The sequence below is a fragment of the Xenorhabdus ehlersii genome (genome assembly GCF_003610465.1).
Lineage (GTDB): Bacteria > Pseudomonadota > Gammaproteobacteria > Enterobacterales > Enterobacteriaceae > Xenorhabdus > Xenorhabdus ehlersii.
Genome location: NZ_RAQI01000001.1, coordinates 1098782 through 1120909 on the forward strand (window position 1 = coordinate 1098782; position 22128 = coordinate 1120909).

The 22128-nt window shown below is 42.9% G+C and carries 22 protein-coding genes and 2 pseudogenes; 19 read left to right on the forward strand and 5 right to left on the reverse strand.

The features are described 5' to 3' along the window. The first annotated feature begins 86 nt into the window (after window positions 1-86). The 13 genes and pseudogenes from BDE27_RS05250 (at window position 87) to BDE27_RS05315 (ending at window position 9719) form a co-directional block, all read left to right on the forward strand. The gene (locus tag BDE27_RS05250) at window positions 87-1109 is read left to right on the forward strand and encodes a hypothetical protein (RefSeq protein WP_099132940.1); all 1023 of its coding nucleotides are present in this window, start codon (window positions 87-89) and stop codon (window positions 1107-1109) included. Window positions 1110-1221: 112 nt separating this feature from the next. Continuing rightward, entirely contained in the window at window positions 1222-1464 is a 243-nt protein-coding gene (locus BDE27_RS05255) for a helix-turn-helix transcriptional regulator (RefSeq protein WP_099132939.1), read from the forward strand. Continuing rightward, window positions 1464-1868: a hypothetical protein gene (locus BDE27_RS05260; RefSeq protein WP_099132938.1), complete on the forward strand. Its 405-nt coding sequence runs from the start codon at window positions 1464-1466 to the stop codon at window positions 1866-1868. The genes BDE27_RS05255 and BDE27_RS05260 overlap by 1 nt, the downstream gene beginning before the upstream one ends. Before the next feature lie 13 nt (window positions 1869-1881). Further along, window positions 1882-2462: pseudogene (locus BDE27_RS05265) on the forward strand (BRO-N domain-containing protein). 91 nt (window positions 2463-2553) lie between these two features. Beyond that, on the forward strand, window positions 2554-3360 hold the full coding sequence (locus tag BDE27_RS05270; protein ID WP_099132936.1) for an antA/AntB antirepressor family protein: 807 nt from the start codon (window positions 2554-2556) through the stop codon (window positions 3358-3360). Further along, entirely contained in the window at window positions 3357-4508 is a 1152-nt protein-coding gene (locus BDE27_RS19840; RefSeq protein WP_244208692.1) for a host cell division inhibitor Icd-like protein, read from the forward strand. Before BDE27_RS05270 ends, BDE27_RS19840 begins: the two co-directional genes overlap by 4 nt. Further along, window positions 4505-4909 (forward strand): hypothetical protein, encoded by a 405-nt coding sequence (locus tag BDE27_RS19845; RefSeq protein ID WP_244208693.1) that lies wholly within the window; start codon window positions 4505-4507, stop codon window positions 4907-4909. Before BDE27_RS19840 ends, BDE27_RS19845 begins: the two co-directional genes overlap by 4 nt. After that, window positions 4906-5451, forward strand: a complete 546-nt coding sequence (locus BDE27_RS05290; protein WP_099132935.1) for a hypothetical protein — start codon at window positions 4906-4908, stop codon at window positions 5449-5451. The genes BDE27_RS19845 and BDE27_RS05290 overlap by 4 nt, the downstream gene beginning before the upstream one ends. Before the next feature lie 9 nt (window positions 5452-5460). Then, complete coding sequence (locus BDE27_RS05295) at window positions 5461-5811, forward strand: hypothetical protein (protein ID WP_244208694.1); 351 nt, start codon at window positions 5461-5463, stop codon at window positions 5809-5811. Further along, the gene (locus tag BDE27_RS05300; RefSeq protein WP_099132934.1) at window positions 5808-8096 is read left to right on the forward strand and encodes a DUF5906 domain-containing protein; all 2289 of its coding nucleotides are present in this window, start codon (window positions 5808-5810) and stop codon (window positions 8094-8096) included. Before BDE27_RS05295 ends, BDE27_RS05300 begins: the two co-directional genes overlap by 4 nt. Window positions 8097-8201: 105 nt before the next feature. Beyond that, window positions 8202-8423: a hypothetical protein gene (locus BDE27_RS05305; protein WP_099132933.1), complete on the forward strand. Its 222-nt coding sequence runs from the start codon at window positions 8202-8204 to the stop codon at window positions 8421-8423. A 244-nt stretch (window positions 8424-8667) separates the two neighbouring features. Further along, complete coding sequence (locus tag BDE27_RS05310; protein WP_099132932.1) at window positions 8668-9450, forward strand: hypothetical protein; 783 nt, start codon at window positions 8668-8670, stop codon at window positions 9448-9450. 77 nt (window positions 9451-9527) lie between these two features. Beyond that, window positions 9528-9719, forward strand: a complete 192-nt coding sequence (locus BDE27_RS05315) for a toxin-antitoxin system protein (RefSeq protein WP_099132931.1) — start codon at window positions 9528-9530, stop codon at window positions 9717-9719. 180 nt (window positions 9720-9899) lie between these two features. On the opposite strand, the gene BDE27_RS05320 is transcribed toward BDE27_RS05315, so the two are convergent. After that, window positions 9900-10319 carry a hypothetical protein gene (locus BDE27_RS05320; RefSeq protein ID WP_099132930.1) on the reverse strand — a complete coding sequence of 140 codons (420 nt, stop codon included), beginning with the start codon at window positions 10317-10319 and terminating at the stop codon, window positions 9900-9902. A 462-nt stretch (window positions 10320-10781) separates the two neighbouring features. Between BDE27_RS05320 and BDE27_RS05325 the strand changes: the two genes are divergently transcribed. Both BDE27_RS05325 and BDE27_RS20375 read left to right on the forward strand, forming a co-directional pair. Continuing rightward, window positions 10782-10970, forward strand: a complete 189-nt coding sequence (locus BDE27_RS05325; protein WP_099132929.1) for a hypothetical protein — start codon at window positions 10782-10784, stop codon at window positions 10968-10970. A gap of 584 nt (window positions 10971-11554) precedes the next feature. After that, window positions 11555-11623 (forward strand): DUF1240 domain-containing protein, encoded by a 69-nt coding sequence (locus BDE27_RS20375; protein ID WP_422645821.1) that lies wholly within the window; start codon window positions 11555-11557, stop codon window positions 11621-11623. Between the two features lie 189 nt (window positions 11624-11812). On the opposite strand, the gene BDE27_RS19385 is transcribed toward BDE27_RS20375, so the two are convergent. Then, the gene (locus tag BDE27_RS19385; RefSeq protein ID WP_167450548.1) at window positions 11813-12664 is read right to left on the reverse strand and encodes a TPM domain-containing protein; all 852 of its coding nucleotides are present in this window, start codon (window positions 12662-12664) and stop codon (window positions 11813-11815) included. Window positions 12665-12963: 299 nt separating this feature from the next. Beyond that, a complete protein-coding gene (locus BDE27_RS05340; protein ID WP_099132927.1) occupies window positions 12964-14376 on the reverse strand; it encodes an MFS transporter in 1413 nt (470 codons plus the stop codon). Window positions 14377-14470: 94 nt separating this feature from the next. Here BDE27_RS05340 and BDE27_RS05345 point away from each other — a divergent pair, with 94 nt between their 5' ends. Further along, on the forward strand, window positions 14471-15166 hold the full coding sequence (locus tag BDE27_RS05345) for a helix-turn-helix transcriptional regulator (protein ID WP_099132926.1): 696 nt from the start codon (window positions 14471-14473) through the stop codon (window positions 15164-15166). A gap of 83 nt (window positions 15167-15249) precedes the next feature. Here the strand turns inward: BDE27_RS05345 and BDE27_RS05350 are convergent, their stop codons facing one another. Continuing rightward, window positions 15250-16899: an LTA synthase family protein gene (locus BDE27_RS05350; RefSeq protein WP_099132925.1), complete on the reverse strand. Its 1650-nt coding sequence runs from the start codon at window positions 16897-16899 to the stop codon at window positions 15250-15252. A gap of 115 nt (window positions 16900-17014) precedes the next feature. Continuing rightward, window positions 17015-17584, reverse strand: a pseudogene (gene fdhE, locus BDE27_RS05355) (formate dehydrogenase accessory protein FdhE); the annotation flags it as partial. Window positions 17585-17883: 299 nt separating this feature from the next. Here fdhE and BDE27_RS05360 point away from each other — a divergent pair. From BDE27_RS05360 to BDE27_RS05370, 3 genes are all read left to right on the forward strand, one after another. Continuing rightward, on the forward strand, window positions 17884-19956 hold the full coding sequence (locus BDE27_RS05360; RefSeq protein ID WP_099132923.1) for a plasmid pRiA4b ORF-3 family protein: 2073 nt from the start codon (window positions 17884-17886) through the stop codon (window positions 19954-19956). A 178-nt stretch (window positions 19957-20134) separates the two neighbouring features. Then, window positions 20135-20980 (forward strand): formate dehydrogenase accessory sulfurtransferase FdhD, encoded by an 846-nt coding sequence (fdhD, locus tag BDE27_RS05365; RefSeq protein WP_099132922.1) that lies wholly within the window; start codon window positions 20135-20137, stop codon window positions 20978-20980. A 243-nt stretch (window positions 20981-21223) separates the two neighbouring features. Next, window positions 21224-21940, forward strand: coding sequence for a Slam-dependent surface lipoprotein (locus BDE27_RS05370; RefSeq protein WP_099132921.1), 717 nt, complete (start codon window positions 21224-21226; stop codon window positions 21938-21940). The last annotated feature ends 188 nt before the right edge of the window (window positions 21941-22128 follow it).

Here is a 22128-nt window from a genome sequence, read left to right on the forward strand (position 1 = left end):
AGCCGTATCTAGCTTGACGGGGCGAAAAGTGGGGAAGCCTTACCTACCTGATACGGCAATACTTAAGGCGCGTAAAAGGTAACTTGATGAGTAGTAAAAAAAATAAAATAGAAAACGTTTGGCACAAGAACAATCTACCTGAAATGGAGTACTGTGATTTAATAAGAGCCTCTGAGTTACTGGGCTGCAAAATAAATGACCTACTTCATTTTGCTGAGGAGTGGAAAATACAGCTATGTATAAAACTAAATCACTATGAAGCAGCTCTATTCACACCATTTAAGTATAGCAACATAAAAGATTGGGAGTCATTCTGTGTAGAAAGTTACCATATATTTACGACAAGAGCCCCTGAAACAAGAACAGGTAGCGTCAGCCGATTTATACCTAAATTTCGCATTACCACAGATCAAAATACAGGTGAGCCTATCAATGAGTCACATTATGAATACAAAGAATACGAAGAATTAAAACACCCTATTGTTTATCTATCCGGCTTATGGGTTATTTTTGGTTGTTTCTCTAAAGATATTTTTGGCGAGCTAAAGACAAAAGGATGTGTAGAGTTAAGCGCATTAGATTTTTTTCTTGCCGAGGCAGATTATGAATGCTTATCAGATAACGACGATACATATACAGTTGCCCCATTAACATCTCATTTATACGAAAATATGGGACTTATTGAAGACAGGGTAAAACCTATTGTCACTTTAACACCTGTCGACCTATATATAACAAAAACACAAATAAATAGACTGCATGAAAGCATCGGCGGTGAGATAACTCGATTAAAAGCACCTGAAAATGAACAACCTCAGAAGACTGATACACATCATACAAAAATAAAAGCCCGTGAAAACAGGCTAAAAATACATAAGGCCATTATTAGATTATTTGCCTTATACCCTCATAACCAACATGATGAGAATACAAGCTATAGATCAACAGACGGAAGATTAATAGTAGCTCGAATTGCAAAATGCCTAGACTATCACGCAGCCACTTTATTTGATGACAGTGAGTTGCCAATAAAAGATGACTTAACGCTTAGGACTATTATTAGTGACTATTTGAAAGATATGGGATGGATTGAAGGAAAAATAACCTGATTATTGATGTATGATATATCAAACATATGCTTGATACTTTATCCCTATTTTTTTATCCAGTTTATTACGCTTAAATATGCCTAGCCACGAACAGAACGGAGCTAGGCAAATCATGGAATACCAGCGCAAACGCAATCCACGCACCAAAAGTAATACCCCATACCCTATTAATGGCAATGCTCGTAAACGCCATACAGCCGACTTTTTAGGCATATCAGACGCAACACTTAACCGTTGGATTAAAGCCGGAAAGCTACCATTACCCTTTGAGCTTGAAGAGGGATTTTCTGTCTTTGACGCTGCGGAGATCCGCGCATGGGTAGAGTCTAAGAAAGCACAACGAGAAGCAGTGTAATGATGAAAAAAAACCGCCCTTGTAGCGGCGGCTTAAATATTTCAGACATTGAAAATTGCCCCGCCATTATAACCAAACGGACACCAAAGAAACAGCGCAGCTTTATTTATATTGCAGGTACTGGCGTTAATGGATTTACCGAAAATGACGGCCTGAAATATTGCCGGTTATCCTCGTTCCGTAACTACGCCTCTGAATTAGAGAGAACGTTAAAGATTGCCTTAGAGCGCATAGATGAACCGAACCCTGATGGCATTGGCAGCCATTACCGCTATCGCATTCGCAGCCAACAGGACGCACAGAAGGTTGTGAGCCTCATTAATAAACGTGCTAAAGCGGGTGGATATGAGGGCATGTCTGAATCACAAGCTGAATTAATTTTATCCCTGTACCCAATCGAATAATGGAGTAATCAACATGGAAAATTTAAAAAGTGGCTTAAGTGCCAACGGACAAATTCACTCTAAAAACAGCCAGAACAGTATATTAACTCAGAGGATATTTCTGTTATTCGCTTTGAGGGTGTACAGGTGCGGATAATTAAAATTAACAATGAACCGTGGTTTATTGCGAAAGATGTTTGTGACGCTTTGGGGATCACGAACCCAAGCAAAGCCCTAACAGCTTTAGATTTGGATGAAAAAAATACTGTAACTTTAAGTTATGGTATTCAGGGAAACCCCAAGCGAGCTGGCATTTCAGAGTCTGGTTTTTACAAGTTAATCACTCGTAGCCGCAAGGCCACCAAGCAAGGTACTTTCGCCCATCGTTTCACTAATTGGGTATTCCGTGATGTTATCCCGTCTATCCGTAAGACTGGCGCTTATGGTGTGCCATTTGCTGCGCTGAACGATTTCACCAAGCGTCAGCAGCAATATAATATTACAGCCTCACAACGTGGGCGTGACCTCCAAGCCTGCAAAAACAAGAAAGCCGATTTACAGCGTGAAGAGGGCGAAATGTGGAAGAAGCACCAACCTGATTTGTTGGATGGCTAGGTTCACTACTGAAAGAGAATTTACCGATTTGAAATCAGAAAAATCAAAACGTGGACGTTCACATTTTTACCTCTAATAAAGAGTAATTAACATGACAAAGAAAAATATGACCGTAATGGGTCAGGGATTCGCTCACGCTGAAAACAGCCGAAACGGTATTACTGAATTATCTTTTGCTGAAATGCTACCCGTTATTCAATGCAAGATTGGCGGGCAGGTCATTAACGGCGTGAGTGCAAAAGCATTACATGAGGCATTAGGCGTTAAACGTGCTTTTGCTGCATGGGTGGGTGAAAGAATTAATCAATACAGCTTTACGAAGGATCAAGATTATTCTGTTGTCGTAAATTTGAGCTATCCAAATTCGGACAGCGCAAAATCTAGGCAACAATTAACTAAAGACTATCACGTTACTATTAGCATGGCTAAAGAGCTGGCAATGGTTGAGCGAACCGAACAAGGGCGCTTAATCCGCCAGTACTTCATTAAGTGTGAGGAAGCATTACACAAAGTCGCTCCAGCAGTGACCAAACAGCTACGAAATGAGCTGAAATCACGCTTAAAAGTAGCGAATTACTTTAAGCCTATGTGTTCAGCGCTAGACATGGCGCGCATGGAGCAGGGAAAAATCACACTACCCCGCCACTACACCAATGAATCAAACATGCTGAACCGTATTGTTCTGGCAGGCATGACAGCGAAACAATGGGCGCAACACCACGGCATTATTGGCGATCCCCGTGATGCTATGAGCGAGTTACAGCTTGAACATCTCTCTTATTTGGAACAGACCAATACAACACTGATTGAATTAGGTATGGATTATTACGCCCGCAAGGACAAGCTAACCGGGTTGTCTCAAAAGTGGTTAGCGCAGCGCGTAGAGGCAAATCAATGAATGCCAACCAAGTGAATGATTTCCTACTGGCTGGCATTCAATCAGACAAACTTTCATCCGGTTACTCAGCCGAATTGATGAATGCTAGTGACATAAGTTCATTATATTCAGCCGGTCAAAAACACAAAATAACTGTACCATCTGTACCAATTGTAAATAAATTCATATTTATCAATGTATTAAGTTGGTACAGTTATTTAAATATCTGTGCCATATCTGTACCACAACTGTACCTATTAAAAAGAGAAAGCCAGCCAGAAAGAAACCTCTCACTCTCTGGCGGGTATATGGATATTTTCGGACACCTTAATAACCCATTGAGATCGAGTCACACTGCAAATATGCAGTCTGGTCATCGTTTAACTGCCTCGATTATTTCGGGCCAGTTGCCTGATGGCATGGGGAAGGAGAAGAAATCATTTGGGGACAGTTTGAGCACGGAAGATAGCGGTATGCGAAAAGAAAAGGATAGTAATTGCGTCAGTCTACCTATATGGGCTTTCAACGCCCATTTGAACGGTGGAGAGGTTGATGATTTTACTGGGGTCACAACACCTGTAAACGAAGATTTTTCTTATATCACTATGCGTAAAGATTTTTCGTACATCACTACGCGAGGAAATAGCCATTACAAAAATAGTCATTATTACTTCTTTACTTTGTCATCAAACATTGGCTATATTGATGACGCACCAGCAAAATCTGGTGTCAGGCGTGAGAACCTGAATACTCGAATGGCGACAGTAGACGCCGAATGCGTCTTTTTTTATGTCGTAGATAATGCCTACCTAATGGCGGCTTACGCCTATCCGAATTCAATGGTGGCGTTATCGGAGCACCCGAAAGGGTGGCTGGTATCCATTCGAGCCAGTATTCTCACCTCTGATAACGTCACCGCCCCTATTGAGCGTGAGAACTCTGGCGGTGATTGCTTTAATCATCGAATGGAGATCGTCGCTATGATGACTATCCCTACCCAAACTTATTTTAAATTTCTCTTTTTGAGTATCAAACGTTCAGATACCACAGCAAAACCTTTCCGTATCGCAGCCACCGCACCCGATGAGCACAGTGCAAGAATGATGCTTGTCGGTGACTATATTTTGTTATTTGCCGGGCGTATCCCCGTTCAGGTGGTCGCAGCATGAGCCAGCCTATCACTATTCATCAAGCCTCTGAAAAGGCGCAACAGCTCGAATTTATTAACCAGCTTATTGAGTCATATCCCCATCGAATAGAGAGTAGAGAACTATCGCTTATTTCGTCACTGATGGCGAAGTTATCCGGTGATGTTGCTGTATTTCTGATTGAAGCCATTGCGGGTGAGGAAGATGGGTGCATGAAAAAAATAAAAATTAATCCTGGCATCACGGCTTCTGTCAGCGATGTAAAGCATATCAATGAAGAAATTCAGGCTCAGATGATCCCATTGCTCACCGCCGTAGAAAATCAGGCCGACAGTGATACTTATCACATGCTGAGGGGAATAAAGCGTCTTATGACCGTTCAATTTAACGAAATTAACAAGCTGTCGGAGGTACTGGCATGAGTAAATATCACACTGAAATTATCGGAACAGACGTCAACGCCATGAAGCGCAACGAGAACGGGATATTTGAACATATTGGCCTGATACCGCTGGCAGACATTCCCACTCGTGCCAATGCGGGTGAATGGGATAACGAAAAAGTATTAGGAATGCGTTTAGTTGCAGAATATTTAGACCATGCACAAGGTGATAAGGAGAAAGATTTACTCGCTTTTCGCTGGCTGGTCGCCACGCTTTACATCATGGAAACCACCGATAAAAACAAGATGCCTTACTACCGCAATCACGGCGTGACATTGCCGTTACTGATGGACTGTGAACGCATCGCAATGGCGAACAACATTGAGGGCGCAATGATTGAGCGTTTCGGTAAGAAACAAGGCACAGAGAACGCCGTCTTAATGTACAGCGGTATGTTGGACGATAGCGGCATTTTAAAGCTGTCACCGATGGGCGTTGAGGTGATGGATGACATGCACGAAGCCTTTACACTCGATGTTGTGAATGGCGCACTGGATAAAGCCGCACCAGCGGTACACTGAGGGGATAGCATGGTACTGATAACAAAAAACTTTCGCCTCAATACGCTGGCTAACGATTTTTCGGCGGCTGTTTATCGGGAGGTCACACACCAGAACGGCGGCGATCACTTCACAATGCAAGTGGGTAAAACAGAAATCAATGTTGCTATTGTCGATGGGGTAAACGGTATTCGCCAATTGGTAGACAGCTACACACTGGAAGCGTTACAGCAGAATTACCCGGCATGGGAAGTAATAGCCATTAACCTGATGGAAAAATGCGTCATCAACGGCTATCTGACTGGTTACGGGCGTGAAATATGGCAAAGCATGATCAATGACATGGGCGAGGCGTTGGCAGCAAAGGGAGCATTTCAATGAAAGCTATTGACGTGATCCGTGAAGTGAAGCTAAAAGCCAACGGACAATGGCAAGGTATTTTATCCAATATCGGGGCAGAATTGCCCCTAAACCAGCATACTGCCTGCCCTGCGTGTGGTGGTAGAGACCGATTCCGCTTTGATGATAAGGACGGCAACGGCACATTCATTTGTAACCAGTGTGGCGCAGGTGATGGCCTTGATTTAGTTCAGCGAGTATTAAAGGTAAGTGTGACCGAAGCCGCTCAAGAGGTCGCCAATATTATTGGAATTGATACCCGTTCAGACTATCAGCCATCCAGAAATGAGGCTCAGATTCAGGCACAGCAGGCGCAGCACAAAAAGAAACAAGCAAATCAACAGGCAGAGAAGCAAAAACGCTTCACAGCGCGATACAACCACCTTTTATCTCAAGTTCAACAAGGCGAATCAGCTTACCTGAACAACAAGGGGCTATCAGGCTTCACGATGCCATTACTGGCGGACGGTTCGCTATTGATCCCGCTGGTTAATACAGGCGGCGCAGTAGCAGGCGCACAGGTCATCAAGCCAAACGGCGATAAGCGACATTTAACCGACAGCACCAAGAAAGGTAGTTACTACCCGATTAACACACCTGAGCACGTCTCAGAGGTGATTATTACTGAGGGACTGGCAACCGCTTTAACGTGCCATTTAATCCGCCCTGATGCGTTGACCGTGGCAGCGATGGATGCCGGAAACTTAGAACCGGTTGCTGTTCAGCTTCGCAACCAGTATGCGGACGTTACTATCATTATCGCAGCAGATAACGACATTAAACCCGATGAATGGAACACAGGCAAGATCTCAGCAGAGAAAGCCGCCAAAGCGGTTAAGGGTTCAGTGACTTTACCGCCGACAGAGTACAAGGCCGATTGGGACGATTATCGCCAGCATCACGGCATCGAGGCAGCAAAGCAAGCGTTCAGTGTAGGGTTGTATCAGTATTATGTAGGGGCAGAACTTGATATGTATGAGCTAGGCAGTGGTGAAGTTATTACAGGCACGGAATTAGCCCTACTGGAGAAAATGAACAAGACCTACACGCATATCACCATCGGGGGTAAGCATCGGGTTGTCAGCTTAAAGCCGTGTCAGGTAAATGGGGTAACACATGTTTTCGAGGAACTGCCCCAATTTAAGAATTACTTTCTGCATGAAGGGAGAATTGCTAAAAAACTGTCACTGGGGGATGCGTGGCTGAAATGGAAAGGGAAGAACTATAAACCTAATGGTGTGGGCTTTTACCCTGAGCCTAAAAAATGCCCGAACAGCGTATATAACCTGTTCATGGGACTGGCTGTTGAACCTGTTGAGGGTGATTGTAGTACCTACCTTAATCATATTAAACAAGTGATTTGTGCGGGTGATGAACGAGCTTACCAGTATGTGCTTTCATGGCTGGCACATTTGTTCCAAAAACCCGATGAAAAACCGTCTGTGGCTATTGCTATGAAGTCCGTTCCGGGTACGGGCAAAGGGACATTAGTCAGGCCGTTGCTTGAAATACTGGGGCAATATGGTGTGCAAGTGAACGGTGCTGAACAGATCACCAATAAGTTCAATTCAATGATGGCAAATAAGTTGTTAATTTTTGCTGATGAAGCCACTGTAGCAAAAGCCAGTGATGGAGAAAAGTTACGAGGAATCATTAGTGAACCCACACTTAACCTTGAGCGCAAAGGCATAGACGCTGAACCTATGGTGAATTTTTCGCGTCTGATTTTTGCCAGTAACAGCACTCAGGCATTGAAAGCCGGCATCAGAGAACGGCGTTATCTGGTACTTGAGCCAGACGGAACGAAGGCACAAGATAAAGCCTACTTCGATAATCTTTATCAATGGCTGAATGATAACGGAGCATCTAAATTGCTCCACTATCTACTCCATTACGATATCACTCACTTTGATCGCCACCGAGCACCACAGACCGACGCACTTAAGGAAGAAATTCTGTTCGGTCTGACCGGGTTATATGCGTACCTATATGCCGAGTTATCAAAAGATGAGCCGTTCCGAGGTATGGCACGAATTCCCGTCAGTGAGCTGATAGACAGCTATTTGCTGTGGTGCAAAGAAAATAACGAGGAAGAAACAGAGCCTGCGGCTCGTCGGCGTGTGGGTAGCACAATGGTTAAAATGGGGCTTGATAGTTCAGGCAGGCGAGGCCGAGGAATAGGCATTGTTTATGAGCTACCAAGCGTCAACGAATTGAGAGTGAGATTTGCTCAAATGATAGGTATGGGGGTGAGTGATGTTTTCTAAGACAAAACATAAAATAACGGTGTTATCTGTATCACAACTGTATCCATTCAAGAGAGGAAGCCAGCCAGAAAGCAACCTTTCATTCTCTGGCGAGAGGTGCTCATTATGATGTCTACCCCTTTCTATGTGGTTAAAGCTGTGTCTCCTACAACTGGAAAATGGCGCGTTTGGTTTGATGATGGCGATAGTGATCTGGTGGTTGCGTGGGCTGTTGTTGAAGTCCAGAACCACAAAGAAGATCCCTGTGAGTTGATATTGCCCTGTGTTGCCTGTAAGGGTTCGATTGAGCCGACAGACTTAGGCATAGAGTTAAAACAAGATCTTTAATGCCAGTGGTACAGATATGGCGCAGTTATTTACAGTTATTTTTCGCATCTGTACCACATTAATTAGTTGATATTAAAGTAAAATATTTCAAGTGGTACAGTTGGTACAGTTATTTTGCGTTTTTTCCGTCAGAGGCTAAAACGGCAGTAAAAAATCCATTTTCTCGTACACATAAAATTAACAATCAACGCTTGTCAGAAAGAAACCTCTCACTCTCTGGCGGGCAAAAAAGAGGCAGCTACACATGATAAAACTTATGGATACTCAGTTAACAGGCCAGAAAATGATGTCTCAAGAGCGTGAACGGTTAAAGAGTTTCGCCAGAGACTGCGAAAGTAACAATGATATTGAAACGCTCTCTAAAACGTTGATCATGATGGCACACTGGTTTCGGCAAGGCAGCACGATTGCTTTTACTGAGTATGCGTCACAATGGGCAGAAGCCCAGAAAAACAGAACAGACGGTAACGCCTCAACCGAAGCTATGCAGAACGAATGGCAATTAACGGGCAGGCGTTGTATTGAAGATGGTGGCTCAGACTACTGGCAGCAAGGGATCACCTCACACAAGTCCGAAGATTGGATAAATAAGCCGATAGAAGGGCAAATCATTCAGGCGCTGAATTGGCTGATTATCCAGTTCCCCCATTTCAGCACAGACGGGTTAGCTACACGAAGAGGCAAGGAATACGAACACCAACCGCAGCAACTGATCGGTAGTGCTATGTTTTATCGTGAAGTAGAAAGCTGCTTACGCTGGCTGGTACGCCATAACCTGATGAATGCCAAAACCAAACAGATCAGCAAAACAGGGTATACCACATCGTATAAGTTCAAGCATATCGTTGAGCGCGAGAACGCCAATAAATTCAGTCATACCGATGAGCCTTTCTATATCCGCAATGTGGCCTTTATCGTTGCAATGGTGATCGCAGGTTACAAAGTCTGCGCAGAGGAAACTGGTTCAATGAATGCCCTGTTTAATATCTCGAAGGCGGAAATTAAGAACTCTGGCATTCTGAACTAACCACACTACCGCCAACGCAGAAGCCAAGGCGGTAAACTATGATGATTTAGTCACCAGTACGCGCACGAGGGAAATATATGCAACAGAGCACGAAAAAACAGACCAACCGCTATTTCAATGACACACCGACAACACGCCTCATTGTAACCTGTGAGCAGTCCGTTATTGATGCCGTAGACAAGCATATCAAAGGTAGCAAAGTGACACGGGGCAACCGTGCGGAGTTTGTCAGACAGGCGATTATAGAGAAGCTACAGCGTGAACTTTGATGATTAAAGGACATGTTAGGGAATGATGATTTTTACAGTCCATAAAAAAGCAAAATCTTAACATTTCCTAACAGTTTTCTGATGGCTGAATCTTTAGATTTCTTAAGGTGGATGATAACAATCGATAACGTTCAGATGATAAATTTTGATAAAGTGCGATGTTAACAATTGTAAACATATTCAGCTAATAAGGTTACCGGCAATATCTTTGTGACGTTTCCATGCTGAGTAGATATCTTTATCCCATGCCTTACCCGCTTTAGTCTGATAACCCGCCTCATTAATCCGTTCAGCGATGATACGACCGTTATCAATACCCTCAGAAAGCACCTGATTCACCACAGCAATAATAGCCGGTTCATTATAGGCGTGAGGTGGAATATCAGCCTTACCCGCAATCAGTGAGGCCGCCGCCGACTCTAACCGTTCTACCAGCGATAGCATACGAACGTCAGGATTACTTTCTGGACGGTTTAACTTCTCTTTGATGGCTGAGATAATCCACGATGATTTATCACCGCCAGAAGCTGATACAGCTTCATTAAACAGGGCTTGAAGTTCAACAGGCAGGCGAAAGGCGATAAGGTTAGATTTACTCATGATAATAATCCGCTATTGATTCAATGAATGCTTATTATATCCGTGTATAACAGTGTTATACAGATGAGATTTTATGCTTCATGATCCTACAGACGCACATATTACCGCACATGATGAAGAGAGATATAGCCAGCCAGTAGAAGCTCATAGCACACACTAAGTCGCACATTAGCCAATGTAGCTAAACATTAGCCGAAACAGCTAAAGCAGAACACATTGACCACAACCAAAACCAATAACTGGATGTTGTCAAAACTTGATATTAGAACCTGTCAAAACCTGATATCTATCTGACCAGCTTTATTACCTTAATCTGATTCAGCACCGCGTTGTTACTGGCTTCTGATGTAACCCACTTTGTTACTTGATGGTGGTACGCAAGCAAGTACGCACCGGAACGGTTTATAATGCGTACTGTACAGGCAAGGTATAGCGATAATCACAACACCTTAAGGGGAAGCCATGTTAAACCGTGAGACGATAGAGGCCGCTATGATGGAATTAGCCCACCAGCAGGGGCAATCACTCACTGGACGGGATAGGCTGGCAATCAGAACCGGAGTAGCACAGACGTTGCAGGCTAAAGAGCGTCACCGCCGTAGAATGACCTCATCAACCTATCAATGGACGAAACCAGCACCGAAACGTTAAATAGTACCGTAAGGCCAAAGTGAGGACGTCGAAAGAATCAATAGGTTAACTATCAGATGAAAAATATTTTTCGGTTGCTCTCAGTCAATTTGACCGTTAGGGACAAGAGTATGGGTAGTTTACATTAGTGATTATTATTGTAGTAAATCCACCAGCGAACACATTTTTATCAATTCAGAGGTACACTCCGGTTTAGCGTGTACCCAAGGGTGTACCCCTAGAAAATATTGAATTACAACAATCCAGCATTCATGCGGGTTTAAGACCTATACTCAATGAATAGATCCAATCTGGCTTTTTTACTATCAGAGCATTGCAGAGTGAATCACAATAGCGCAGCGCATGATTAGCGTGTACCACCAGCGATCATAAAAGCTATTTAGTGGTACAAGGCCATTTTTTACGTTGGAGATTGCACAATGCCTAAAATCACCGATAAAGAAATCAGGACGTGGATAAAGTCAGGCAAAAGGTTCGAAGGGAAAGCAGACGGTAACGGGCTATATCTATGCTATCGAAAAACCTTTAAACATATATGGCGCTTTAGGTGGATGGCAACACATTTTTATCAATTCAGTGGTATAATTACATGTGATAAAATATCGTGGATGTCTCCAACAACTTACGTAAAAAATTTATCACTGTGTAAATGAAATTTTTTATAAATATCATGTTTTCCTCTGTTTAGCCTCTAAATCTCAGAGGCTTTTTAGCTATTTTTCATGATGTTAAATAATCCGAATTCCCCAGAGCTAAATACAGAGAAACAAAATATCCTGCAAATGCGGTGAATAACGGCAACAGATGGGGATAATCTCCCCACCCAATCAACCAAAAACAAATTACCAATCGCCTGAAGCACCACCACCATCATTGCTGCCACCGCCACCGGAAAAGCTATCATCCCCGCCACTTTCTGGACGCTCAGAGCCAGAACCACCAAATAAGCCGCCAAAGAGACCGCTGAATAGGTTTTTCAATAATGACCATACCGTAGAAATAACCAAAAACACCAGAATCACTGGTAGCAGAAGGATTAATAGATAAAACTCTGCCGGAATGGAAGAAAACAATCCCACCAGGGTCAGTAGATAGGTTCCTGCCGCTATCGTCAGGGCACACTTAAGGAAACGCTTAAACCAGTGTCCCTCGCGAAAGACTTTCATTGGCAAAAGGAACAGACTGATTAGCCAAAAAAACAATAGTGCGGCAATGTCTTTGCCAGATATCTTGCTGAATGTGCCGCCACCCTCTTCTGAGAAAGCCGATGTCACTTTCGTTATTTCTTCATCGATCCCTGTTTGTTTAGACAGTTTCAGCAATGTATCAACTGAATTAATCGCATTACTGATACCCTCAAAATAAGCATTTTCTTTGAAAGCCGGCTTCACCTCTTCACGTAGAATACGTGCGATCTTGCCATCGGTTAATTTCCGCTCTAAACCGGAACCAACTGCGATACGCATTTTGTGGTCATCAGAAGCGATCAAAAACAAGATGCCATCATTGCTTTCTTTATTACCCAACTTCCATTTATCAAATACACGGGAAGAAAATTTCTCAATCGTATCACTGCCAATAGTCGGGATAATCAGGACTGCCATCTGTACTTTTTCTTCAGATTGCAGTTTTTTTAATTGGCGGGTCAGGCGTTGGTTCTCTTCTTTCGTCAGAACTTTAGAGATATCTGCCACACGCTTGCTTAACGCTGGAACATCAACAGTTATTGTCTCTTGTTTTATCTCTCCAGCCGATACATTGCTTATCCCGATAAGCAATAAAAATAGTATAAAAAAATGTTTTATTATAGAAATACAGCTTATTTTCGGTTGTATTATTCTGGCGTTACAACCATCCTTTGGTATATGGGAAATTATTAACATCAAATATCCTTAGTTCTGATATCAAGCACCACTATTATACGGATATCTCCCATCACACGTAATCAAGAAAACGGCATTACTTTTTTATGAAAATGCCGTTGATAATAAATTTATTCTTCTGCCTTAATTTTCGCTGATTGAAATGCTGTTAATAATGCCAATATTGGTGCAATGGAGAAGAGTAAAAATAGCCAATAAGCAGAAGAAGCAGCCCCTTCAACGCCTCCTGGCTGATAAAATCCAAATAAATTGACGGTCATCCCCCCCAACGCAGAACCAAATGCAGAGGCAAATAACTGTATGGTGGTAATGGATGAACCAGCGATGCTTTTATCCGCATCACGGGAAACCTGCAAAATGAGGGTCAAAAGATGAGGCCAACCGAATCCAACCCCAAAACCAAACACGCCTAATCCCAGGATTATCGGTAGTATAATCTGCCACTCCCCTACTGACTGGTATGGCAGCAACACAAGCAACAGCAACATGCCAACCAACATGAAGACAGGACCACTGACAATTGCAAACCGCATCTTTGTCCCTTGCCAGCTAGCACTGAGTACTTCTCCTATAGTCCAACCCATTGCCACGGAAGCAACCATGTAACCAGAAGCCAAAGGGGATTGTCCATGCAGAATTTGCAAAAAATAGGGAATAAAAACATCCCCCGATAAACCCACTACCAATAGAAATATGGTAGTGAATAAAACCAAATGAGGAGAACGTAAACTTAGGGAATTTTCAGGCAATAACCTTACTGAAGCTCTACGCTCATAACTGATCAATAAAAAGATTAATATTACAGCCGCAACAATGCCGAGAATGTTGAATCGAACATCTGGTGACAAACTGCCAGAAGAAACCGCCAGTACTGCTGCTGACAATAGGATCAATTGCACAATAGGCAATGCTGTTTTGGTTTTATTCTGCGCCTCTGTTTTAGGTAAAATCAGGTAGGTAAATACGACATAACACAGAATAACGGGAAGCATAATGCCAAAAGCGTAACGCCATGCATTCATTTCAGCAAAAACACCACCAATAGCTGGCCCTATTAAAGTCGCAACTCCCCACATCCCTGAAACCAACGCTATAGCTCGAGGCCAAAGTGATTGAGCAAATACAAGATTAATCATCAAATAGGAAAGGGCAAACAGAAATCCACCGCCAAGGCCCTGAATGGTTCTGCCAACCAGCATCACTTCCATTGTCGGTGCAAGAGTACAGAGTAAGCTACCGATAAAAAAGATCAATGATGCAATCAGATAAGCATTTCTTGCGCCCAGAGCACTCAACAACCTCGCAGAAAGAATGGAACCAATAATCGATGCCACGACAAACAATGTCGTATTCCAGGCATAGAGGTTCAATCCTCCAATATCATTGACGACAGAAGGCAGAATAGTAATCGCAATTAAGGTATTAATTGCCATCAATACCACGCCCAGTGAAAGTGCTATCGCACTCGGTGCATTTTTGCTGGAAAACAGATCCCTCCAGCGGCTTTCCTCAGTCATTATCATAATTTTTGCCCTGAACACAGGTTGAGTTGTGAAAAGTCTTACGCTAAATTAAACAAGATAAATCTTGGAATAAATTAATGTCGGGATCAACAATATGTCAAGCGATGACTTGGAAAATAGTATAATCGTAGGGCAAACAGTGAGTGAAAAGCTACTAATTTTGCTAAAAACTCAAGGTGCCTTACAAGCCTCTGATGCCGGCAAATTATTGGGAACAACTGGAGAAGCAGCCCGTCAGCAATTTGTGAAAATGGCTAAGGAGGGATTAGTTGAAGCAAAAGCAGAAACAAGGGGAGTTGGGCGTCCAGTACAGCTTTGGCATATCACAGAGAAAGGCCATGCCAAATTTCCTGATGCCCATGCAGAGTTAACAACGCAATTGATCTCGATTATTCGTAATCAGTTGGGTGAAGATACTATGGATTTGATTATCAGCGCTCGTGAAAAAGAGGCTTTTTCCAACTATAAAAAGGCGATGGAAGGTGCTACAGGGTTACAGGAGAAGGTTGAGCGTCTGGTTTCGATCCGCTGCCGAGAAGGCTACATGGCTTATTATTCTGTTGAAGAAAATGGCGATATTCTGTTTTTTGAAAACCATTGTCCAATTTGTGCCGCCGCCAAATTGTGCCAAGGCTTCTGTCGGACAGAGCTGAAACTGTTTCGGGAGATCCTGCAAGCCAATGTGGAAAGAACCGAATATATCCTTAGTGGTCACCGCCGCTGCACTTATCGCATCACCGCCGCTGCACTTATCGCATCACCGCCGCACATCCTTAATATAACTGAATAGTTTCACGAATAGCTCCCATATCGTAGCGATATATCTATAACACATCCCTTCTGTCAGCAGCATCACCGACAGAAGGGATAACATTATTCCTTGCCTGCCGCTTCCAACTGCTGGTAAATATAATGCTTATAACTCTCTACCAGTGCACTATCCTGACAATCATTTAAGGCACCATCACACAAATGGCGCATGATCATATTTGTTTGGTAAAACACCGGGGCCGACAAGCGGGCACGTTCCAGAATCATTCCGCCGAGGAAGGAGATATCGGTCAGTTTGCCTGTTGTTATTGATGCTCCCTGTTTCAGGTTATCCCGCAAAGTAAACTGAGTCACATGTGCTGGATCAGGTAACAAAGAGTTATAGTGACCAAAATTGATGTTTGGTTGATGATCACCAAAATAGAGGAAAACAGTAGGCTTGTTGCGATTGGCAACGAATTCACTGAAATCTCTGATGGCAGGATCAGATGCCACGATTTTTTCCATGTAATGGCTAAATTTACCTGCCGCCGTTGCAGAATTAATTTTCCCAGTCAAACCATAATCATCATGATGGCTCTCTTCATAAGGCCCATGTTCATACATGGTCAGAGAGAAAATAAAAATCGGCTTGTCTGTCTCCTTAGCTAAGATAGTTTTCACATAAGACAACATGTCTTGTGTCGGGATTTTCCACAAATTTTCATCCATGTCTGCGGGGTAACCTAACTCCTGCGGTTGGATAATTCGATCAACACCCAGTGTCTTGTAAGCATGTCCCGCATGGTAAGCGGACTTATTAAATGGTGTCAGAACAACCGTGTAATAACCGTTGTCTTTCATTGCCCGGAACAGGCTGTTTTTCAGGTGATCAACGACAAAATAAAATACCGCATTTTTACGTGAACCAAAATCATCCGTATTCAATCCGGTTAAAACGGAGAATTCAGATAACCAGGTTCCGCCACCAAAGGTTTGTACCCTGAGTGGACTTTGGGCACTGACACCCGCATCACGCCGGAACATATAAAGATCTGGCAACTGCACATTGGCAGGTAATTGGTAAATATGGGGATTGACAGTGGACTCTTGCAGCAATACAACTACATCGGGTTTAACCTCTGACTGAGGTTCAGGCAACGTCACTTGTTTCGCCCGCTGCAAGAAATAATCAGCAGATGATCCGAATTTTGGTGGCTGATATTGTGCATCCGAGGCAGACATCACCATATTGGTCACCGTTCCCCGTCCCTTCGGTAATTCCCCTTGCCATTGAGCATGATAGGCACTAACCGTTAGATTGACACCCCAGGCACTCACAACCATCAAAACGATACTGGTGAAGCGCCATTTGATCCCACGCGCAGAAGGTACTACTTTCCAGCTCAATATTATGTTGAATATCAACCAGATAAGCATCACCACTACAGCAATACCTGCCAGCCAATAATGGCGTAAAGTCTCTTGATTTGAAGGATCTAACATAACATTCAAATCAGAAAACATCAGTTGTTCTTTGTAGTAATGGATTTTTATCTGGTTGAGGAATTTGAGGATGATAAATAAGGTGCCAGTTAACACTGCCGAAAATAACCAGCGTGCTGAAACTAAAAAAGCCAGGCCAAAGATGATGCCGAATACGCCGACAGACACCAGTGCAGGATAAATATCTCCACTTTTTTCGAACACTAATATCAAGGAAGCAATCAACAACAATCCAAGATAAATCCTCGAGATTATCTTCTTTTTCATACTCTATTGAATTCCATACATGAGTTCCGTTTGCCAACCCGATGGAAAATAGCACAGATTGTCACAGATACTGTAAATAAAATGCTAAAAAATTCCCTCATCCCGCAGAACGTGCAAATTCGCTTTCACACAGGTTACAATGCAAGTAACGCAATCCCTGGTGAGTACCGATTTGCACCACACTGGCAACCGGCATACTGCCACAGACCGGACAAAACTGGCGATGTTCTCCATATTCCGCCCGTGCCTTGCCTGGGATCAAACTGGCCATTTGTGTCCAATAGACAGATAACGCTACCCAAACAAACAACGCCTGATCAGCACTGACCTTGCTAAACTCATTATTAAGCAGTGCGTTCGCCATCTCTTCTAACTCTTGCGCTGAATTTTTTGCCAGATTTTCGAGGGTGGGTTTCACATGTTCAGGTACAGTAGGCAGTAACTCTGCAATCAAAGAGCGCAGGATATTTTGCCAATGCTGAGTACGACGTAACGTTTTACAATCCAGTGGGACACGATTTTCTTGCGGAGAATGACCAAGAAGCTCCTCCAATTCCATCTCCAGCGGATTGTCATACAATGCTTTTTGCTGTGCTTGTGCTATCTCTGCCGCAAAATTCAGGTAACTTGAAAATGGATTGCTTTCTGTCGCTAATGTTTTCAGGTTGACAAACAATATAATGGGGGAATAGGAGCAATGCGATTACTCATTATCTTACCTTCTCGTTATGTTGATTGTACGTCCCAAGTCATCTTACCCTGCCAAACAACGGAATAGCATTGCCAGATCCTGTCGATTTCAAATTACAGACCACAAAGCAGTAAGTTGGAAAATAACCCGGATAAATTTCAACACAAACTTACTGGCCTTACAAAAATTCAGGTTAGACTATTGGTAATTGCAAAGGGGGAAAGGTGGATTTGACGGCATAGATCACCAGCCCTCTTCTTGGTTGAAATATCGATATATTGAAGAGGTTGATAATGAAATTAACACCTGAAAAATTGCTATCTGCAATAGAAAAATACGCCCATACTCCTGAGAAACAGCGTTCTTTAACCCAAACACAGATACAATGGTTTTCCGAGCCAGAAAACGTCTTCTTGTTGATTAGCCTGGTGTTAACGCTACCTAAAGAAGCGATGACGGAGATAGGGGACAGCATTAATAATTGGCTTGAAGTTGCTATAGCAGAATTTGCATTAACAACAAACAAATTGTCTGCTGAGACCAAACAACTGTTTGAAGAGATCATTGAGCAAATTTTGGTGAATACCAAAGAAGAGTTCGAGATCAATAGCGAATGCGTATTGTTATGTGTATCGATCCTGAAAAGAAATCAGTTTCATATCAGAACTGACATCACCCAACTCCTGGATATCCTCCAATATGCTGATAACACCAACATAGCGACTTTTCCGGCAAAATCCCCAAACTTAAGCCAACTATTTAAACAGTTTGAAATTCATTTAGGCATTGAATTCGTCGACTTTTTTGAGAGTGGTCTTTCCGTCGTTCCTCATGAAACCTTACCTCATCTATTGACAGAAGTCGCCAAGCATTCATGGGGTATGGATGCCCTGCTATTACTCACTCAATACTTTGAAGAACCCATTGCCCTTGCCTGTGCGCAAGCATTGGACGATTGCCCTTCCTCTGCATGGGCAAATTTATCCTACCTGCAACTTGTTAATCTGTGTGCACGGTTTAACCGCCATCCTGCCATTCATTCCTGTTTTAAGCGCTGGAAAAAAAAGGCGATGTCGCACCACAATAAGGTACGGGAAACAGCGAAGATACACGAATTATATGTCACTCATGTTGATGGAAATGACTGTGCCAGCATGATGATGACAATCACGCTGGATGGTCAAGAATATCAAATGAATATGATGCTGGATTTCAAATCTGGTATCCGCGAGAGCTTACTGAATATTGCTCCTGAGAGAACCATCCCCGAACTGATTGAAGAGTTAAGCAATAATGAGTCTTATGTTGACTTTACTCCGGTCTCCCCTGACTGGCTGCAACAAATTTTACCGTGGATACTTTCAGTTCAGCAAAATAAAAACACTCCGCTCGATCTCGACTCACTGTATTGGTTGTCACAACTTCCCGTCGAATGGACTCAGCCAGAAGCATTTGAACTTGAACACTGGAGCCAGAAGTTCGGATATCAAGCTGATCCGAAGCGACAGGATCAGAATCGCCTTGGCATGACGATGGGTTCATCATTAATACTGTCTTGGCTGGCACCGGAAGAATGCTTGTTGAAAGCGAAAAAACCCAGGGATTTATTGAAGCTCTATTATTATGCAAACCGCGAGCTATTTACTGAACGTCTGACTTATTCCGCTTCAATCGAACAATACAGATTGCCATCACAAGCCCCATATTGGGTAGAACAATATTTAGATTTAGCCTATGCCCTCAGAGACCCTGCATTAAACCGCAAAAAGTTTGCTTTATTTGATACTTTGTCTGAACTCAGCTTTGAATATTTCTACATGGAACAAGAGGAAGAGATTGAACCGCAGGGTTTGGTTCTCAAAGTGAGTTTACTTGATGCTACTCCAGCCGTATGGCGTCGGCTCCGTGTCAGCAATCAACTAACACTAAATGAATTTCATGAAGTGATACAAAATGCCATGGGCTGGGAAAACGCTCATCTATTCCGTTTTAATATTGCAGGAATCGACATTCCAGAAGAACATTATGATCAAATGTGCATCGGTGCATTTCTGTTTGAAGCTGGAGATGAACTCAACTACCAATATGATTTTGGTGATGATTGGTTCCATCAAATAACAGTAGAGAAAGTCCAGCAAAAAGATATTATCCAGCCTGAAGTCACCGCAGGTAATGGCATATGTCCGGCTGAAGATTCTGGTGGCATTTGGAATTGGAACTATTTGCTCAAGTTGAGAAGAAAAAAACTCCTGACTGAAGATGAAGCAGAGCAATTAGAATTTGTGGGATTATCCCCAACCGAGTCACTGGAACCTTTTGATAAACAGCAGGTTAATAAGAGGCTCAAGGCATTCATCAATCACTAAAAGTCAATAAACCGGAGGAGAAAACGGCCTCCGGTTTCCTTCACTTTTCTGAGAACGACGATATCTATTTTCGACTGCTAATCGCTACCTGAATAAATCAGCATGTGGTAATAAATTAATGAATCGTTATATATCCACACGAACAGTATTATGAATCAAACTACAGGGAAATTCATGAATGGAAAATGAAAGGTCAGAAAATAAGTTAATCATGGAAGGAATCAACGGTGCTTCTCGCATTAATGTACAACAAAAAAACGCCAAACAGAGTGACCGATTGGGCAGTCCAACGCCGGATTGGGTGGCCGAGGAAGTGCCTGTCGCATTAGTCTATAACGGTATTTCCCATGTCGTGATGATGGCGAGTCCAAAAGATCTTGATCATTTCGCTATCGGGTTTTCCTTGTCGGAAGGGATTATTACATCTGCGCAGGAAATTCGGGGGATTGATTCAATAGTTAGCTGCCACGGTGGTATTGAACTGCACATTGAGCTTTCCAGCCGTCGTTTTGCGGGATTAAAAGAGCGACGACGCAATATGGCTGGGAGAACGGGTTGCGGTATTTGCGGCACAGAACAACTCGCAGAGATCTTTCGCCCAATTACGCCCCTGCCTTTCACCCAAACGTTTTCGCTCTCCTACCTTGATACTGCGCTTGCCCAATTACCACATGTTCAGGAAATTGGCGCGTTCACTGGCTGTACCCATGCGGCGGGTTGGATTGACCCAGAGAGCAAATTGCTTGGTGGTTGTGAAGATGTTGGCCGCCATGTTGCACTGGATAAGTTACTGGGAATGCGAGCTAAAACAGGCTGGCAACAAGGCGCTGTGTTGGTTTCCAGCCGTGCCAGTTATGAGATGGTGCAAAAATCAGCTAATTGTGGGGTAGAAATTTTATTTGCCGTTTCTGCTGCAACCTCACTCGCCATTGAAGTCGCACAGAAATGTAATCTAACGTTGATCGGATTTTGCAAGCCAGGACGGGCAACAGTATATACCCATCCTCAACGATTAGTGGATTAATTGAAATCCACAAATCCATTCCATCCTCAAAAAATAACTTAATTTCAATCAACTCACCGCTAATTTGCACAAGCAATGAGATTAAACAAACAAGAAACATCATTATAACTTATGGTTTACAGCGCTATTTAGCCAACATACATTTTATTTGCTGTGCATTTTTTGCGCACACCTTTCACACAAAAAGCTCAGGACGCTCTTATGACAGGATAACAAGACATTCAATACTCTGTGAGGCTGCTTATGAAAAAGCTCAATATATTAATCGCCATGTTAGGCATTGTTGGATTTACTACACAAGTTCAGGCAAAAATCGAGTATGGTATAAGCCAACAAGAAACCGATCCACATCTTATAATCGGAGAGGTAAACGGTGAACCCGCTCTGGGTATCACTTTACCCATAGTAAAAGATCGATTACTTCCTGCCTCCCAACTGAAAGGTTTCGCTACACTCGACAAGAATGGCATCTATCATACCGAATTGGATGGTGCAAAATTCGGTATCGAGAACCAGTATATCGATATCGGTCAGGTTCCCAATACAGAAGTTTACTTCGGGGAATGGGCACAAAAAACGCCCGATAAATCGGATGTTACCCATACTGTTTTTTATGCAGGTAAAGATGCTACAACCAATCTACCCACTGGCGGCACTGCGACCTATACAGTAAAAGGTCTGAGCCAATATAGCGGCAGTAATCTCCTCTCCGGCAAACTCGTCGCAAACTTTGGTACCAAAAAATTGGATGGCTCACTGAGTAATGGTTCACTAAATATTGGTATTAATGCCAATATAAATGACAATGCCGGATTTTCAGGTAAGGCCACAGCCAACGAGAGTATTAATGGGGTTACCGATGGGAAATTCTACGGTAATTCCGCCTCAGCACTAGCAGGGTATGCCAAATTTGATGGCGACAGAAACAAAGATACTGCTTTCGGTGGTGCTAAAGAATAATTATTCATTTACCAGAAAACAGTGTCAAAATGACACTGTTTTCCCTTTCATCTCACTTACAACAATAACATTACATTTCAATATATTAATTCTAATTCAGGTAAACTCCAATTGCGAAAACAATGAAACTCAACAGACATAAAACATAATAATAACTTATTATTTACACCGCTATTTGTCCAGTATAC

Coding starts and splice junctions, on each gene's coding strand:
- BDE27_RS05350 (WP_099132925.1), bottom strand. CDS start 16,899: ATGAAAAAGAAGATAATCTCGAGGATTTATCTTGGATTGTTGTTGATT.
- BDE27_RS05300 (WP_099132934.1), top strand. CDS start 5,808: ATGAAAGCTATTGACGTGATCCGTGAAGTGAAGCTAAAAGCCAACGGA.
- BDE27_RS19845 (WP_244208693.1), top strand. CDS start 4,505: ATGAGCCAGCCTATCACTATTCATCAAGCCTCTGAAAAGGCGCAACAG.
- BDE27_RS05325 (WP_099132929.1), top strand. CDS start 10,782: ATGTTAAACCGTGAGACGATAGAGGCCGCTATGATGGAATTAGCCCAC.
- BDE27_RS05295 (WP_244208694.1), top strand. CDS start 5,461: ATGGTACTGATAACAAAAAACTTTCGCCTCAATACGCTGGCTAACGAT.
- BDE27_RS05260 (WP_099132938.1), top strand. CDS start 1,464: ATGATGAAAAAAAACCGCCCTTGTAGCGGCGGCTTAAATATTTCAGAC.
- BDE27_RS05370 (WP_099132921.1), top strand. CDS start 21,224: ATGAAAAAGCTCAATATATTAATCGCCATGTTAGGCATTGTTGGATTT.
- BDE27_RS05320 (WP_099132930.1), bottom strand. CDS start 10,319: ATGAGTAAATCTAACCTTATCGCCTTTCGCCTGCCTGTTGAACTTCAA.
- BDE27_RS05340 (WP_099132927.1), bottom strand. CDS start 14,376: ATGATAATGACTGAGGAAAGCCGCTGGAGGGATCTGTTTTCCAGCAAA.
- BDE27_RS05270 (WP_099132936.1), top strand. CDS start 2,554: ATGACAAAGAAAAATATGACCGTAATGGGTCAGGGATTCGCTCACGCT.
- BDE27_RS05345 (WP_099132926.1), top strand. CDS start 14,471: ATGTCAAGCGATGACTTGGAAAATAGTATAATCGTAGGGCAAACAGTG.
- BDE27_RS05315 (WP_099132931.1), top strand. CDS start 9,528: ATGCAACAGAGCACGAAAAAACAGACCAACCGCTATTTCAATGACACA.
- BDE27_RS05305 (WP_099132933.1), top strand. CDS start 8,202: ATGATGTCTACCCCTTTCTATGTGGTTAAAGCTGTGTCTCCTACAACT.
- BDE27_RS05360 (WP_099132923.1), top strand. CDS start 17,884: ATGAAATTAACACCTGAAAAATTGCTATCTGCAATAGAAAAATACGCC.
- BDE27_RS05290 (WP_099132935.1), top strand. CDS start 4,906: ATGAGTAAATATCACACTGAAATTATCGGAACAGACGTCAACGCCATG.
- fdhD (WP_099132922.1), top strand. CDS start 20,135: ATGGAAAATGAAAGGTCAGAAAATAAGTTAATCATGGAAGGAATCAAC.
- BDE27_RS05250 (WP_099132940.1), top strand. CDS start 87: ATGAGTAGTAAAAAAAATAAAATAGAAAACGTTTGGCACAAGAACAAT.
- BDE27_RS05255 (WP_099132939.1), top strand. CDS start 1,222: ATGGAATACCAGCGCAAACGCAATCCACGCACCAAAAGTAATACCCCA.
- BDE27_RS05310 (WP_099132932.1), top strand. CDS start 8,668: ATGATAAAACTTATGGATACTCAGTTAACAGGCCAGAAAATGATGTCT.
- BDE27_RS19840 (WP_244208692.1), top strand. CDS start 3,357: ATGAATGCCAACCAAGTGAATGATTTCCTACTGGCTGGCATTCAATCA.